Origin of the sequence: Paenibacillus tepidiphilus (assembly GCF_008635795.1) — a bacterium.
GTDB lineage: Bacteria > Bacillota > Bacilli > Paenibacillales > Paenibacillaceae > Paenibacillus_AQ > Paenibacillus_AQ tepidiphilus.
Genome location: NZ_VWRQ01000028.1, coordinates 39640 through 56006, shown reverse-complemented (window position 1 = coordinate 56006; position 16367 = coordinate 39640). Strand labels below are relative to the sequence as shown.

Sequence of the window (16367 nt, the reverse complement as noted above, 5' to 3'; positions counted from 1 at the left end):
GAGCGTCTTTTGATTTTTAGAGCGGGAGAGGCACCAGGCAGACCGGCGTATTCACCGCCAGCTCGTTACCGGTCGGAATCAGCCGGCCGCTCTCGCCGTCGATGCGGAAGGAGACGACATTGCCGCTGTTCTGGTTCGCGGCGAGCAGCATCCCGCCGATAATGGCGAAATTCCGCGGTGTCCGTCCTCCGGAAATCACCCAGTCGGCCGGCTCGATCCGGCCGCTCTCAGTGTCGATATGGAAGAGCCCGATGCTGTCATGCCCGCGGTTAGAGACATAGAGGAAGCGTCCGCACGGCGATACATGGATATCGGCGGCTGTATCGTCGCTGCCTGCGGCGTAATTATCCGGCAAGGAGCTTACCGTCTGCAGAATTCGCAGGTCGCCCTGCTGTTCATCGTTCGCGAACACGGTTACTGTGCTGTTCAGCTCATTAATAAGATATAGCCATTGGCCTGACGGATGGGCAGCCAAATGACGCGGCCCCGAACCGGGGGGCAGACTCACTTCCCGGTGGGTGACCAGCTTGCCGTCCTCCACCCGGTAAATAATGACCTGGTCCAGGCCAAGGTCGCATACCAGTACCCGGCTGCCGCTGCTGTCCGGCAGCACCGAATGGGTGTGCGGCGCTTCTTGGCGGTCCTCGCGGAAGCCGGTGCCCTCATGGCGGATTTGCGAGGACATCTCACCGAGTGCGCCATCCGGAAGCAGCGGGAAGGCATTGACGTTTCCCCCCATATAATTGGCTACGAAGAGATAGTCGCCCAGCGGACTGACCGACACATAGCAGGGCGCCCCTCCATCCGTCAGCCTGGCCCCGAGCGGCTGCAGCGCCTTACTCCCCGCATCGACGGCAAAGGCGTGAATCTCGCCTTCGTCCTGTTCGCTGACTGCATAGAGCACGCTTCCCGGCCCGTTAAGAGCCAGATAGGAAGGAGCTTCTATTCCACGGGTGCCGTCCAGCACCCTCATCTCCCCGGTATCCTTGTTCAAAGCCCCCAGCAGGATGGCTTCGTCTTCCTTGCCGTTATACGTTCCAATATAGAATAACACTTCATTCGGTTGCTTCATGGCGGCGGCTCCTTTTCATATATTGGCGGCGGTTGCAGCCCTAAACCTTTCAGTGTAATCACTATAACATCATTATTTACCCGGTGCAGTGCAAGCATTAAACAGCACCATTCAGGGCAAACTTTAGGATGTGCAAAGCATGCGGCGGCAATATTTTACACATGGTTTAAACACTCAGCATAAGGTTAATAGTAACCATCGAAGGTACCACACACAAACAAAAAGGAGCTGAAGAAACATGAGTTTTCTGTGGATGTTGATTGTCGGCGGTGTCATTGGTTGGTTGGCAGGACTGATTATGGGCAGAGATATTCCCGGAGGAATTATCGGTAACATTATCGCCGGTATACTGGGCTCGTGGCTCGGCGGTCTGCTGCTTGGAAGCTGGGGACCTAGAATCAGCGACTATTATGTCTTCCCGTCCCTGATCGGTGCGGTTGTGCTGATCTTTATCGTCAGCCTGATTCTCCGTTCCGTTGGCGGACGCAGCCGTTCTTAATCCCTTATGGAGATTAATGAACCTGATGAAGCACGGATAGTATATGCGCACCAACCCGCCAGGGTGGCCTGGCGGGTTTATTATGTACTTTGACGACATATTCTAGATACGCATACATAAGCATTCGTCAAACACCGTTCAATATATTGCCATTCCTTTTCTGCTATAATGAAGAAATAAGTGATTGAAATCACAGAAAGGAACGTGAATTATGGGAAGCATCAACCCTTCACTTCTGCATATCGGTTCTACACTCGGCGCTGTATTTATGGCCTTAATGGTTATTTTCATCCGTATGAAGGCCAGTCACCGGCCGGTAACCATCCGCAAAATCTGGATTCCACCGCTGGGCATGTCCACAGGCTTCGCCATGTTCGTCGTACCGGAGGTACGCTTTCCCTGGTGGTGGGCGGTCCTGGCTTTTCTCGTGGGCTGGTTCATCTTCGCTTATCCCCTGATGCGCAGCACTGTATTTGAGGTGCGTGAGGGGGACATTTATGCCAAACGCTCCAAGAGCTTTGCTTTTATTCTGCTCGGCCTGCTGCTGGTGCGCACCGTGCTGCATGAATTTATCAACCGCTATATCTCCATACCGCAGTCCGGAGGGTTATTCTTCATTCTGGCCTTCGGCATGATCCTGCACTGGAGAGTATTTATGTACAAACGGTATACACTGATGGCCCCGCCGGAGAACCCGGTTCCGCAGCCCCGCGGCTGAGACGGTCCACCTCCAACTATAGACAGATACTCAAAGAGCATTCTGCGCCGGTTGACGCACGGACTGCTCTTTTCTGCATGAAATCCACCGCAGATTATCTCTGGCCATGTCAGTTTTTTAGGCGCTTACCCTGCTTGCGCAGCATATGATAATGCATTCAATGCCATATAATTGGCAGGCACCCGGGCAGCACTGCCCCGCCATGTCAGCTACGACCTGTAACAAGCTAGAACTGCGGCTGTTTTTCACTCAATGTCAGGTAAGTTGCAGCGGAATCAGGTAAAATAAAGCTATAACAGCATACTGAGGAGACTTAATGAGAGTGAGGACTGGGCAATTGAAAACAAAATCAAGAAAAGTAGCGATCGTCGGCTCTGGCATGGTGGGCTCCAGCTGCGCCTATTCCATGGTCAACCAGGCCATTTGCGATGAAATTATGATGGTGGACCGGACCTACGACCGCGCCATGGCACAAGCGCTTGATCTCTCGCATTGCATGGATTTTACCGGCACCCGGACAAAGGTCTATGCCGGAACCACCGCAGATTGCGGCGGCATGGACGTGGTTATTCTGACGGCAGGGGCCAATCCGAAGCCGGGACAGACAAGACTGGACGTGCTGGACGCCGCGGCGGAGATCACAAAGCAGATTACGACAGAAATTATGGCCGGGGGCTTCGACGGTATCTTCGTGATTGCCGCCAATCCGGTTGATATTGTTACTTATATGGTCTGGAAAATATCCGGCCTGCCTCGCCACCGAGTCATCGGCACCGGCACCTCCATTGATTCCTCGCGGCTGAAGACGCTGCTCTCAGAGGTATTCTCCATCGATCCCCGCAGCGTTAACGGCTATGCTCTCGGCGAGCACGGCGAATCGCAGTTTGTCGCCTGGTCCCATGTAACCATCGGCGGCAAGCCCTTGACCCAGATCCTGCAGCAGCACCGCGAGCGCTTTAAGGATCTGGATCTGGAGGATATCGCCCGCAAGACCAAGGATGCCGGCTGGGAGATTTTCACCCGCAAGGGCTCAACCCATTTCGGGATCGGCAGTGCCCTGGCTTACATCACCCGCTCCATTCTGAACGATGAGCACAAGATCATCGCAGTCTCGGCTATACTGGACGGAGAATACGGCCAGCGGGAGCTCTGCGCCGGCGTGCCCGCAATTATTAACGGCAGCGGCATTCAGGAGCTGCTCGAGCTTAATCTGAGCGAAGAGGAATCGGCTAAATTTGCGGCTTCCTGCAGCATTATCCGTAAGGGCATCGAAAGTCTCACTCTGGAAGATACAGCTGCCAAATAAAGCAGCCGCCCGGAATAACCGGCGGGCTCTGCCCCTTCACAGCCAAACACCCCTTGCGTAAACCGTGCCCACCGGCACGGCCCGCAAGGGGTGTTCTTATATCTGCAGTTCCTTGTCTTAACGGAACCGCTCGACTTCACTTTTCAGTTCGTTCATCATCAGCGTCAGCGATTTGGCTGAGTCAACAACCTTGGTCATGAGTCCGGTCTGGTCTCCGGAGGCCTCAGCGACCGCCTGCGCATTGACCGACGAGCTCTTGGCAATCGTCAGCATATCCGACACGGAGGCGGTAATCTCCTCGGTTCCCGCAGACATCTGCTCATTGACGGCCGATACATCCTGAATCTGCATGGATACTTCGCGCATGGAGGAGCGGATATGCTCGAAAGCGGAGCCGACATGCTTCATCCGGTCCATTCCGTCGCCGATTTCCACAATGCTCTTCTCCATGGATACTGCCGCCTCGGCGGTCGAAGCCTGTATCTGGCGGATCAGCTGGACGATGTGTACGATTGATTCACTCGTGCGCTCCGCCAGCTTCTTGACTTCACCCGCAACCACACCGAAGCCCCGTCCATGTTCGCCCGCTCTGGCCGCTTCAATGGAGGCATTCAGCGAGAGCAGGCCGGTCTGGTTGGAAATCTCGGAGATGACATCGACAATATGCCCGATCTGCTCCGCCTGCCGGGTCAGTGCCTCTACCTGTTCTGCGGTTTGTGCCGCGGAATGGCTGATTACGCTCATCTGCTCCAGGGTGGACTGAATCTGCACATACCCATTCTCCACCTCGGTGCTGACGTTTTCAGCCTGGTCGGATACCTGCGCCGAGGATTCGGCGATTTTTTGCAGGCCGATGGCCATTTCCTCCGTCGCCCGTGCAGACTGCTCCGAGCCTCTGAACTGCTCCTCCATGCCCATGGCTACTTCGCGGACCACTTCGGTGATTTCCGCCGAAGTATTGGAGGACTGGGTAGCATACTCCAGCAGATCATCGGCGGAAGCGGCGACCTCGGCCACTGTGGAATCAATTTTGCTGACGATCAGTGACATGGAGGCAATCATCTCATTGATGCTCTCGCTCATCTGGCCGATTTCGTCACGGCTATTGACGGCCACACGCTCGCCCAGGCGCCCTTCGGCCACCTTACCCATCACAGCGGACACCGCTTTGATCGGCTTCACCAGCAGTCTGGTCAAATACAGGGACAGCAGCACCACCAGCAGAATAACCACGATAATGAACGCAGTGGCAATCTGCTGGGCGGAAGTGACCTTGGCGTAGACCTCGCTTTGGGGAACGTCAATGACCAGCTTCCAGCTGGTGCCGGGAATGGTTTTATAATAGGAAAGAATGGTTGCTCCGCCTTCGCCTTTATAAGACTCGCTGCCGCTCTCCTTGGCCAGCATCGTGTCCAGCGACTTCTTCATCTGCGGGCCTGCGGCGAAATCGGAGATATTCTTCCCGATCCGCTCCATATCGGAGTAAGCGTAATAATCCCCTTTGCCTGAGATGACGTAGCCGTAGCCGGTCTCCCCGACCCGAATGCCTTTGGCCATTTCCAGCAGCACATCCGGCGTAACCGAAAAGGCAACCGCACCGGCAAATTGATGATCTTGATCTGTTACGGGCACCAGCACCGTAATTATGTATTTGTTAAGCGCTTCAAGAAAAGACATGTCGGCTACAACCGGAGACAGTGTCTCCTTGGCCTTCAGGAAGTAATCGGCCGTTGACGAATCCGCCGTCATTCCCAGCATATTGGTCAGCAGACCGTCTTTGTTAATCACACTGTATCCTTCCGAATCCTTATCGCTGTCCTCCAGCACCTTAATGACCGGAAAAATAGTGTCCGGATTGGCGGTATCGAATTCAGGATGCTGCGCAATCAGATCCTGGACATACATGGTTCTCGTCTTCAGCCATTCTTCTATCCGGGTTACGTTCATATTCAGCACATTCTCGGCCAGCTCTTCACTGTCCGATTTGGTGACACTGCCGAAATACTGCATGAAAAAGATCATTACACCCAGCAGCGGGACAATGGTAATCGCCAAAATAATCAGTGACCATTTCCGCTGCAGCGAGCCGCGGATGCCTGTTCTTCCGCTCTTTTGGGAATCTTTCGGTTTTCTGGTCTTTGCTTTCATTTTCAACTTTGGGTGCTTCACTTCGGTTTCTTCCAATTCATGTCCCTCCAGCAGTACTTTAGTTAATCCCATATGCTGTAAACCACCTGTTATATCGGCAAGAACAGACAATTTAGATTAGTTCCGGAACAAAAAATAAGCCTGAGGACCCAGAATATGGGACACCGCAGGCTTGTTTTTTCACATTTCTTTCATTTGTTATCCAGTGTATTAATCAAAATTATAAGGACTTCGGTACCTGCAGCGCCCGGATACTGTTAAGCACCGCCAGTACCGTTACGCCCACATCGGAAAAAACGGCTTCCCACATCGTCGCAATGCCAAAAGCGCCAAGCAGCAGAAAGAGCGCCTTAACCCCGAGCGCAAATATAATATTCTGCCATACAATCCGGCGCGTGCGCCCGGCAATGCCTATTGCTGTCGCCAGCTTGGAGGGCTCGTCGGTCATAATGACAATGTCCGCCGCTTCGATGGCTGCATCCGAGCCTAAGCCGCCCATAGCGATGCCGACATCCGCTCTGGCCAGCACCGGCGTATCGTTGATGCCGTCGCCGATAAATACAATTTTCTCCCGGCGGCCCTTCTCCTTCTCCAGAGCGGCAACGGCTTCGACTTTATGCTGCGGAAGCAGCTCTGCCCGAACCTCGTCGATGCCCAGCTGCCGTCCGACCTCCTCCGCCACCGCCGCCGCGTCTCCGGTCAGCATCACCGTCTTGCGGATGCCAAGCTTCTTAAGTGCCTGCACGGCCTGCAGTGAATCGGGCTTGAGCTCGTCGGCAATGATCAGGTGCCCTGCATAGTCTTCGCCAGCGGCGATATGCACCACGGTTCCGGCGCTTGCCGCCGCCGGAACCGCGATGCCTTCGCGCTGCATCAGCCGCGCATTGCCGGCCAGCACCGCCCTGCCCTCTACGGTAGCGGAGATTCCATAGCCGGACAGTTCGTTGTAATCGGCCACTGCCCCGGCGGGAATGTCCCGCCCGTAGGCGGCGCGGATGGATTCGGCAATAGGATGGCCGGAATGGCTCTCCGCGTAGGCAGCGAGGCGCAGCAGCTCTTCTTCGGCAGTGCCTGCGGACGGATAAATGCCCGTAACCTTGAACTGCCCCTTGGTCAGCGTCCCGGTCTTGTCGAAGACGATAATCTTCGCATCGTTGAGGGCTTCCAGATAGTTGCCGCCCTTGATCAGAATGCCGCTGCGCGAAGCGGCACCGATTCCGCCGAAGAAGCCCAGCGGAATGGATACTACCAGCGCACAAGGACAAGAGATAACCAGGAATACAAGCGCCCGGTAGATCCAGTCCGCAAATTCGGCCCCTTCAATCAGCAGCGGCGGCACCACCGCCAGCAGCAGCGCCGCAATGACCACGGCCGGCGTGTACTTGCGGGCGAACCGGGTAATGAAATTCTCCGTCTTGGCCTTCTGGCTGGAGGCGTTCTGCACCAGCTCCAGAATCCGCGAGACCGCCGATTCGCCGAATTCTCTGGCAACCTGTACGGTAATGACACCGTTGCGGTTGATGAACCCGCTCAGCACCTCGCTGCCCGGCCCGGCGGCGCGCGGCACCGATTCCCCGGTCAGGGCCGAGGTATCCATCATGGCGCTGCCCTCCAGAACCGTCCCGTCCAGCGGCACCTTCTCTCCCGGCTTCACGACGATCCTGTCGCCCACCGCCGCTTCCTCCGGCGATATGCGGCTCAATTCTTCTCCGTTCTTAAGCCAGGCATACTCCGGCCGGATATCCATCAGCGCCGTAATGGAGCGCCGCGAACGGTTGACCGCCATTCCCTGGAACAGCTCGCCGACCTGATAGAACAGCATAACCGCGACGCCCTCGGGATATTCCCCGATGGCAAAGGCGCCGAGGGTCGCCAGCGCCATCAGGAAGTTCTCATCAAAGACCTGCCCGCGGACGATATTGCGTCCAGCAGTAAGCAGGACATCGCCGCCCGCGGTCAGATAGGCGGCGATGTACAGCAGCAGCTCCGCCCAGCCGCCGAGCGGCAGGAGCAGGGCTGCTGCCCCCAGGACTGCGCCGATAACGAGGCGCAGCACGGTGCCGCGCATACTCTCTCCGCCATGACCATGGTCATGGGCGTGATCATGCGCGCGGCTGTGGCCGTGGCCGTGCGGGTGATCTTCACCCGCACGGTGTGCGTGTCCTTCTGCCGGATGGCCGGCAGAAGCATGGGCATCCGCAGCGGCCTCACCCGGGGCCGCTGCCTTGGTCTGGCCGCGCAGCCCGCCGGCCTTGATCTCCTTCAGCTTCACATGCGGCTCCAGTGAATGCACCGCCTTCTGCGCCTCGGCTGAAGCAGCCTCTGCATCAGATGCAGCCGTCTCCAGTGTCATCGTCTTCAGCGCAAAGTTAACGGAGCAGGCGGATACCCCTTCAATCCGCTTCACTTTATTCTCAATCTTCATGGCGCAGTTGGCACAGTCCAAGCCTTCCAGCAGCCATTGCCGTCTTACATTCCCCTCCACCGCATGCAAATCACTCATCTCCCCGGATCATAATATATGAGTATTTGTTCATATGTTAACTTACACATATTATATGCCTTTCAAACCTGAAGCGTCAATCCGCGCACCGCATACTTTTCTCCTGAAATGGGATGCTAAATCCATTCGGCCGAGCTCGGGTTCGCAGTTTCCGGCGGACATTGTTCCAAGATGCGGATTGGGCTTGTGCATCCTCTCGTTCCGGTATATGATTAACATATGAGCAATCATTCATATGTTATCGAAGAAGGAGCTGTCTCCCATGAGTATGTGGAAGCCGGAAAACAAGCAGAATATAAGCGGCCAGACCGGGCAGGAACAGAAACCCGGACAGGAACACGGACAAGGACTTGGCGGGCATCATGAACGAAATTATCAGCCCGAGCATGGGCATGAGCATCAACACGGACACCAAGCTTCGTCCGGCCGGAATGAGCAGAGCAGCAGCGACTCTGGTCCTTTGAAGGCTCCGCTTGATCACCATGCAGACGAGGCACACAGACATGAACACGTACACGCACATGGACACTCTCATTCACATGCCCATGCGCCTAATACCAAGAAAGGCTTGCTGACCGCGCTGATCATTACGGCCGGGATTATGGTGCTGGAGTTTGCCGGCGGACTGATCACGGATAGCCTGGCGTTATTGTCGGATTCCGGACATATGCTCAGCGACACGGCCTCGCTCGCACTGAGTCTCATCGCCGTAATGCTTGCAGCGAAGCCTGCCACCTCCAGAAATTCCTACGGCTTTTACCGTATTGAAATTCTGGCTGCCCTCTTTAACGGAGCCACGCTCTTTATTATCGCCGGATTTATTATGTGGGAAGCCTGGCAGCGGTTCGCCGCACCTCCGGAGGTCGCCGGCGGCACCATGATGGTGATCGCCGCCATCGGTCTGCTGGCCAATCTGGCCAGCGCCTGGGCACTCACCCGCCGGAGCGGCACGGACAATATCAATGTCCGCAGCGCTTATCTGCATGTTATGGGCGATGCCCTCGGCTCTGTCGGCGCCCTGCTGGCCGGACTGCTCATGCAGCTGTTCTCCTGGTATATCGCTGATCCGATCATCAGCGTACTTGTTGCCTTGCTTATTCTCCGCAGCGCCTGGAATGTCATTAAGCAGGCCTTCCATATTCTGATGGAGGGCACCCCGCATACGGTCGATGCCGCAGCCGTCAAAGAGGCACTCCTGTCCGTGGAGGGCGTATATGATATCCATGATCTTCATATCTGGAGTATTACCTCCGGAATGGACGCCTTGAGCGCCCACCTTACGGTCCGGGACGGGAGCGATTTCCGGCAGATCCTGCAGGAAGCCCTGGACGTGCTGGAACAAAGGTTCGGAGTGGACCATGCCACCCTGCAGATTGAGGATTCTGCGCTGCGGCACGGAAAGCTGCGGGTGTGACGCTGCACTTAAAAATTTGCCGAGTTTTACGGTTGCTCCATGTAACTCCTCTTCGGATACTAGTGGAAAAACCTTGATGGGCATCAGCCTATCAAGGTTTTTCCACTAGTTTGTTAATTCAATTACATCACAATGATTCGTATCTCCTGAGGAATCAGCCTTTGAATCTTGACTATGTCCTTTCAGGTAAAAATAACCTTGTTTAAATTACCATAAATTTGATTTAAAGTCCAGTTATCCCAAAATCAAGAACCAATCAAAGACTCTAGCACGTTATGATAAAAATTCAGGAAATTGTCATGGTAATAGAATACAGGAGAATTGACCTAATACCATCCTTAGGAAGCGCCTAAATGCTGGGCTCATTCGGCACTTGGTAGCCCCACCAAAGAAAACTTATTAGGTACTTTGCATTTCTGTCTGTAGAATAGTACAAGACTTACAAAAATAAAAATATAGAAATGCTTCACCAAAGTTGAAAGTAAAACCTTCATGAACCAAGCCCTCCGAATCATAATCCTCACTGCAAATTGTCGCCACATATTCCATATCTTCATTACACAAGTAACACTTATTTTTTTGAATAGGCTCTGTCGCAAAAAGTGGCTCATCTAAAATTCTGCAAATATATTCTGAACCAAAGTCTTCAAATGCTTGGTCAGTATCCTCTTCTTTTGATAAGATATCTGACTCATGTAGTTCTTCTAAACCCATTTTAGAGAATGGCAATGGATACGGGAGTCGATCTTCCTCTTCAGTAATCCATCTCTCCTCATCAGTTTGCTTAAGAATTGTAATAGTTCCTGTTTGAGGTTCAATTTTAAACACCTGTGTTGACCAATAAGAAGAACAATTCAAGCATGAAATTAATGGAATATAATTCATTTTATTGTTGGATAATTTTTCTAATCTAAAATCATTCAGATCAAAATTAAAGATTAAGTGTAGGTTAGTACCACAGTTTGGACAATTTGGAGTCTTCCACAAATGTCCACCAAAGGAATGGTTATACTTGCAATTACCCTTAATTACTCTATAGCCATCTGCGCTCATAAAGGTTACTCCTTTACTTACTTTTTATAGATTCGCTGACCATAACGAATTGCTTTCTTAAGACCCTCATTATATTTACTTCCAAAATTTTTCTTTACATCCCAAACATCTTTAGCCATACGTTGCCGCCCATTTAGACCTAACTCAGTATCCTCTCTCATTGCGGCTTTACCTTTTCCTGCAAAAGTCCTAGTTTTCGCATGATCTTCTTTACTCATTAAGACAGCAGGTCCTTCATTTCGACTTATACCTTTAGTTTTATTATAAGCGTTTTGTGCAATATGGTGTCCAACCTCATCTGGACCTTTAGTAGCATCAACTGCTTTAAAACTTCCACCAGTAGCTTTTCCCGTCCCCTTAACCGCCGCCTTCACAGCTTTAGCTTCCTTAACTGCATGCTTGGCCGTATTAACATTCTTGGCCAGCTTTAGCGCCTTGCTGACACTCTTCGCTTCGCCCAGTCCCGGTATGGCATTGCTCACCAGGTTGCTCGAAACGGACTTCGCCACACTAAATTTCTCACCGCTGGCCTTCGCCATGGCGTAGTCCACTCCGGTGTCGACGGCAGTCTTGACGACGGCCTTGGCCACATACATCGCTACCGGGATCAGGAAGGCAAAGTTGCCGCTGGGATCACTGTAAGCATTCGGGTCGTTATGGGCGTAGGTGTACAGGTTCAGGCTCAGTGGGTTCTTCAGTTCACCTTCGAACGTATCCTCCTGCAGGAACCGCCCTGTTCCCGGATCATACCACCGCTGCCCCATGCTGTACAAGCCCGTGGTTTTATCGTAATATTCCGACGCATAGCGGAAGGGATTGCTGACCTCTTCCTTCTCTACGCTCAGCGGCCGTCCCCAGATGTCATAGGTGTACTTGTTCTTTACCGCTCCGGCCCCGTCCCGCAACTCCACCACATCCTGGTGGCCGTTCAGCAAGTAATACGAGCGGGCCGCCGTCGCTCCGTCGATCCGTCCCAGCAGGCTGTTGCCGTAAATATACGAGGCCTTTGGTGTAACGGTTGTACCGCTTACCGTCGCCTCAGCTACTATCTGTTCTTCATCCCAGTAGTAACGTGTCGTGACCCCGTTCTCGGTCCGCTCGTACAGTTGGTCGTCCCCGTTGTACTTATAGGCAACAGCATTGCTTCCGTTTACGGCTGCACTCTTAAGGCGGTTCCATTCATCGTACTCGTAGGCCGCTTCTATAAGCTCCGGCTGCGAGACGGTTTCTAGTTTGCTGCGGTTGCCGCGGGGGTCATAGGTGTAGCTTTCCGCAAACTCGCTGTTCGTCTGTACCCGCCCTAGCTTGTCATACGTGTACGAATGCGTAACATTGTTCTGTGTGCGGGTCGTCAAATTGCCGGCATTGTCATAGCCGTATGCGTAGCTGTTAACTACCGTGCCGCTGGCTGTCGTATGCTGCACGCTGGTCAGGTCGAAGCCGCTATACCCGTAATTGGTGAACATTCCGTTCCCGTACTTCACGGACTTTATACGGTCATTCTTCAAATACGTATACGAGGCCACCAGACTGCTGTCGGTCGTCACGCTCTCCAGCCGATTTACTTTGTCGTAGATGTAATTCGTGACTTTGCCCAGCGGATCGGTGATTTTCGTACGATTCCCTTTCAAATCGTACTCGGATTTAAGCGTTCTGCCGTCGGGATACGTTTTTTGGGTGAGCAGACCCGAATTCGGGTCATACGCATACGATGTGGTGCCGGTGGCATCCGTCATGGACTTGCGCTTGCCGTCTTTCTCATAGACATAGGTGACCGTAGAGTTTGGTCCCACCCGATTGAGCAGTCGGTTACGATTGTCATAGGTATACGTGAACTTCTGGCCCTTGCGGTCTGTCATCTGTGCGAGGTTACCGGCAAGATCGTAAGTCATGGTCTTGGCTTGTCCGCTCTCATCGACTTGCTTCAGCAGCTTCCCGGTCTCATCATAGATCTTCTCAATCTTCTGGTTGCCTGGATACTGGACGGTAATCAGGTTACCCAGTTTATCGTAGCTGTAGGTGAACACTTCCGATTGGGGAGTGGTTACGCCGATCAGTTGACCCAGCAAATCATACTTATACGTCGTGATATTTCCCAGCGCATCCTTGCTGACGGTGACATTGCCTGCATGGTCGTAGACGCTCTCTTGCTTGAGCGTCAAGACACCGTTCTGGCTTTCTTTCTCCAGCGTAACCCGCCCCAACTTGTCATAGGTCCGCTCGACCCGGTTGTTCTCCTCGTCGATGTCCGTGACGGTGCTTAGGAGATCATTATAGACAACGGTGCTGAAGCTAGCATCGGGATTGGTCGTTTTCGTTGTCCGGCCGAAGCCGTCATAGGTGTAGGAGACCTTATTGCCGGAAGGGTCATCCTGCCAGGCGACCCGGCTCAGTGCATCATAACCGGTCCGTGTCTTGGCTTTGAAGGCGCCCGCTTCCTTGACGGCCAGCTCCGTGGTCCGTCCAATCTTATCCCAGGTGGTTCGTGTTTGAAGCCCCGTCTCATTCGTGGTGGTCACTTGGTTGAGCGAGTCGTTGTAAGCAACAAGGAAGGTACTGTTGTCCGGGTTGGTGATTTGGGTAATCCGGTCCAGCTTATCATGCGCATACGAGGTTTTGGCACTGTTGGCATCGGTGAATGAGGTCATATTGCCCGTCTGCTTGTTGTACGTTGCTAAGGAACTCGACGTCTTGGCTGCACCGGTTCCGTCCTTGTAGTTCAGCGTCTGCTTGGTCAGGAAGGCGGAGCCGAGAGCAGAATCATACTCATACGTGGTCAAGGCTTGCCGCGCCGTATCATAGTCCGTTGTGGACGTCACGTTGCCGTAGGTGTCATACGTATAGGTGGTGCGGCTCAGGTAATCGGTTGCCGCCGCCGCGTTCTTCAGCTGATAGTCGGTTACATCCCCTTTGGCATTCCGCACCAGGGTAACATAAAGGGACAACCCTCCGCTGACCGGCCACTTCTCTGCAGTTCGCAGATGTGTCGCCGCATCATACGTATAGGTAGTGATTTGCCCCAAGGCATCGGTCGAAGACGTCACGTTGCCGTAATCATCATACTGGGTTGACGTGGTGACCCGGGCCGACTCGCTGGTCCCGTTGGTATAATACGTGGTTACACTGATCGGATTTGGAATTCTCCGAACTTCGTCATAGGTGCTGTCGGTAATCCGCTTGATGGCAAGATCCGACTCCTGCAATTTCGTATGGTAGATCATCGGTGCGGTCTGATCGTCGATGAAGTCCTTTTTGTAGGTAAACACTGACTCCAGCGATCCCCGGATGACCTTGGAGGTGAAATTCATATCCTGGTTGTAGGAGCTGCCCATATCGACGGTATAGAGGAACACGGCACGGTTCGCTTCCCCTGCAGTTCCGGCTGCGGCGTCCACGATATCCTTCCGTTCTAAGACGCGGAAGACCTGGTTGACGGCATTCAGACCGGTATACCGGGTGACCGGCGCCGTATCATACACATAAAGCGTTTGCGCCCCGGTCGGATGCGTGACCCCGGTCAAGAGAGCGTACGGGTTGTTGGTAACCGGATTCGTGTCAATCAGACTGAAGTTGGCCGATTTGATCGCATAACTGTACGTGGTTGTACGGTTCATCGGATCCACGACCTGGCTGAGCAGTTCTTTGTTGTTCTGCGTTGTTTTCTTGTAGGTGACTACCCGGTCGCCCATTGTTAAGGTTACCTGAGAGGTCGTATAGGCAATGCTGATGCTGTTGCCGATGGCATCCGTAATTTTGGTAAGGACGTTTCCGTACGGACTGACGCTCGAGTAGAGGAACTGTGTGTTATTCCCGTAGGCATCGCTCATCTGAATGACCCGGCCGTCGGCGCTGAAATAGGTTTTGTCCCCGGTAATGGAGCGCAGAACCTGTGCGGAGGCCAGGCCATTCACGGTAACGCCGGTATCAGCGGACAAGGTCAAATCCTTCCACGGATACCCTTTCAGGAGTCCGTTCTCTACCTTGTAGGTTCCGCCTCCGGCCATATGAAGGTAGGTGCCCCCGTCAAAGGTCAGATACGGAATGTTCCACGTCCAGCCCTTGCCGATCGGAAACCGCTTGTCGGTGTCAGCATCCTTGAGGGCATTGGAATACGAAGTCCCTGAACCCAGGTATACATGTTCGGCGCCGGCGCTGCGGATGGTTCCGCCGTTGTAGGATTGGCCGGCACCAAATTGTGCAGCGGCACTCTGCGCCTCGGCCATGGTTGAATACGGACCGATGTAATCGCTCTCGATGTAACTACCGGTCTGGACGGTGGTGCTGCCGGTGTAGCCGTTCCGAAAATACTTATAGATATAGTAACGGTCTTGGGCGCACAGATCGGTTCCCGGCGATTCATAAGAGGAGGGAAGTGAACTCCAGGCCTGGTCACGCTCCGCACTGGTATTGTAGGTATAGGTCTGTGGTGAAGGCGGGGAATAGTAGTCCGACTCTGTAATCACAAATTCGTTGGTGCTGCATTTATACTTGTTGTACAGCACGCGATAGTTATACGTCATCGTATAATAGGTCTGATAGGTAGGCAGCTCGTAATCAATAACGGCATAGTAGGAGTAATAATCATAGTTGTACGCACTGACATCCATATCGTACAGCTGGGAAGAGCCTGAGTCATAGGTTCGGGTGAGTGTAAACCCTTGTCCTCCCCGTCCGGGCAAGGTCAGGTCATCCTGCGTTAGGGAGAGTGAACCGGAAACCGTCGATACGCTCTCTTCTTCTACTTCAACCCGGTACGGCGCTTCATCCAGCTTGACCTTCAGCATATCCAGCTTCGGCTTTTCCGGCTGTGGAGGCAGTCCCGGAGTCCGAAAGGTATTAAACGCTTTCAAATCGACATTCAGCACATCCGATTTCATTTGTGCGGAAGCCTGATCAGCACCACCCAACTCCAACTGGATGCCGTATACCAGGTCGCTAACGGAAGACTTACCGTATACGGAGCGGCTGACGGACGCGTTGCCGTATACCGATTCCTGAACAGAAAGACCGGCTCTGCGGGGCAGAGGAATGGTCGGTTCGGGAAGATCTGCGGCGGGCTTGCGCCAATCCCGTTCAATGTCCTCCAGCGTTTGGCCGTTGTCCAGCAGTTCCTGAATGAATTCCGGCGCAAGCTCCAGCTCTTCCGCCAGGGTGTTAAGACTGCGTCCGGCGCTCTCCTCATTCTGCTTCGCCAGCGCCCGCTCCAGTTCCAGCGTCTTGATCCGGGTGATCCGCTCGGTCAGATCCCGTTCGGATGCAATCGCCTGCTCAGCCGCTCGATCGTTAATACCCTCAAGTAAAGACCGGAACAGCTTGTCCTCGCCTTGCGCTTCATCGTCAAGCAGTGGTGCCTGTCCGCGTGACAATTTCTGCTCCAACTCTAGCGCCTGGATTTTCTTCTGCTGTTCTACAGCCAGTTGGCTGTTTAAGGTTTGATCAATCCATGCCTTCTCTGCATCCAGCAGGGCAGAGCCTGAAGGCAGGTCTTCGTAGACGGCCATATTTACGCCAGAACGCGCCAGAACGCTTTCATCAATAGATGCTTGGTCAAACGAAGTTCCTTCAACCGCTCCCACCGGTATATTCGGAAACAAAAGTACAAAACTAAGTATTAGTGCTATAGACTTGAACAGTTTTTTTCTGAACAACACTTA

Annotated in this window: 9 protein-coding genes; 4 read left to right on the top strand and 5 right to left on the bottom strand. The window is 53.5% G+C overall.

What is annotated here, in order from left to right; all coding sequences use genetic code 11:
* Positions 1 to 16 precede the first annotated feature (16 nt).
* Positions 17 to 1072, bottom strand: a complete 1056-nt coding sequence (locus F1379_RS26150; protein ID WP_150275415.1) for a lactonase family protein — start codon at positions 1070 to 1072, stop codon at positions 17 to 19.
* Positions 1073 to 1310: 238 nt separating this feature from the next.
* On the opposite strand from F1379_RS26150, the gene F1379_RS26145 reads away from it, so the two are divergent.
* The 3 genes from F1379_RS26145 (at position 1311) to F1379_RS26135 (ending at position 3595) form a co-directional block, all read left to right on the top strand.
* A complete protein-coding gene (locus tag F1379_RS26145) occupies positions 1311 to 1571 on the top strand; it encodes a GlsB/YeaQ/YmgE family stress response membrane protein (RefSeq protein ID WP_150275414.1) in 261 nt (86 codons plus the stop codon).
* Between the two features lie 211 nt (positions 1572 to 1782).
* Positions 1783 to 2289, top strand: coding sequence for a CcdC family protein (locus F1379_RS26140; RefSeq protein WP_150275413.1), 507 nt, complete (start codon positions 1783 to 1785; stop codon positions 2287 to 2289).
* 337 nt (positions 2290 to 2626) lie between these two features.
* On the top strand, positions 2627 to 3595 hold the full coding sequence (locus F1379_RS26135; RefSeq protein ID WP_150275412.1) for an L-lactate dehydrogenase: 969 nt from the start codon (positions 2627 to 2629) through the stop codon (positions 3593 to 3595).
* A 117-nt stretch (positions 3596 to 3712) separates the two neighbouring features.
* Here F1379_RS26135 and F1379_RS26130 read toward each other — a convergent pair whose 3' ends face one another.
* Together F1379_RS26130 and F1379_RS26125 are read right to left on the bottom strand one after the other, a co-directional pair.
* Positions 3713 to 5815 carry a methyl-accepting chemotaxis protein gene (locus F1379_RS26130; protein ID WP_239004821.1) on the bottom strand — a complete coding sequence of 701 codons (2103 nt, stop codon included), beginning with the start codon at positions 5813 to 5815 and terminating at the stop codon, positions 3713 to 3715.
* Positions 5816 to 5963: 148 nt separating this feature from the next.
* The gene (locus F1379_RS26125) at positions 5964 to 8246 is read right to left on the bottom strand and encodes a heavy metal translocating P-type ATPase (protein WP_239004820.1); all 2283 of its coding nucleotides are present in this window, start codon (positions 8244 to 8246) and stop codon (positions 5964 to 5966) included.
* Positions 8247 to 8508: 262 nt separating this feature from the next.
* On the opposite strand from F1379_RS26125, the gene F1379_RS26120 reads away from it, so the two are divergent.
* Positions 8509 to 9660, top strand: a complete 1152-nt coding sequence (locus F1379_RS26120) for a cation diffusion facilitator family transporter (RefSeq protein WP_239004819.1) — start codon at positions 8509 to 8511, stop codon at positions 9658 to 9660.
* Between the two features lie 399 nt (positions 9661 to 10059).
* Here F1379_RS26120 and F1379_RS26115 read toward each other — a convergent pair whose 3' ends face one another.
* Positions 10060 to 10713, bottom strand: coding sequence for an rRNA methylase (locus F1379_RS26115; RefSeq protein WP_150275411.1), 654 nt, complete (start codon positions 10711 to 10713; stop codon positions 10060 to 10062).
* A gap of 17 nt (positions 10714 to 10730) precedes the next feature.
* On the bottom strand, positions 10731 to 16361 hold the full coding sequence (locus F1379_RS26110; protein ID WP_150275410.1) for an RHS repeat-associated core domain-containing protein: 5631 nt from the start codon (positions 16359 to 16361) through the stop codon (positions 10731 to 10733).
* Positions 16362 to 16367 lie beyond the last annotated feature (6 nt).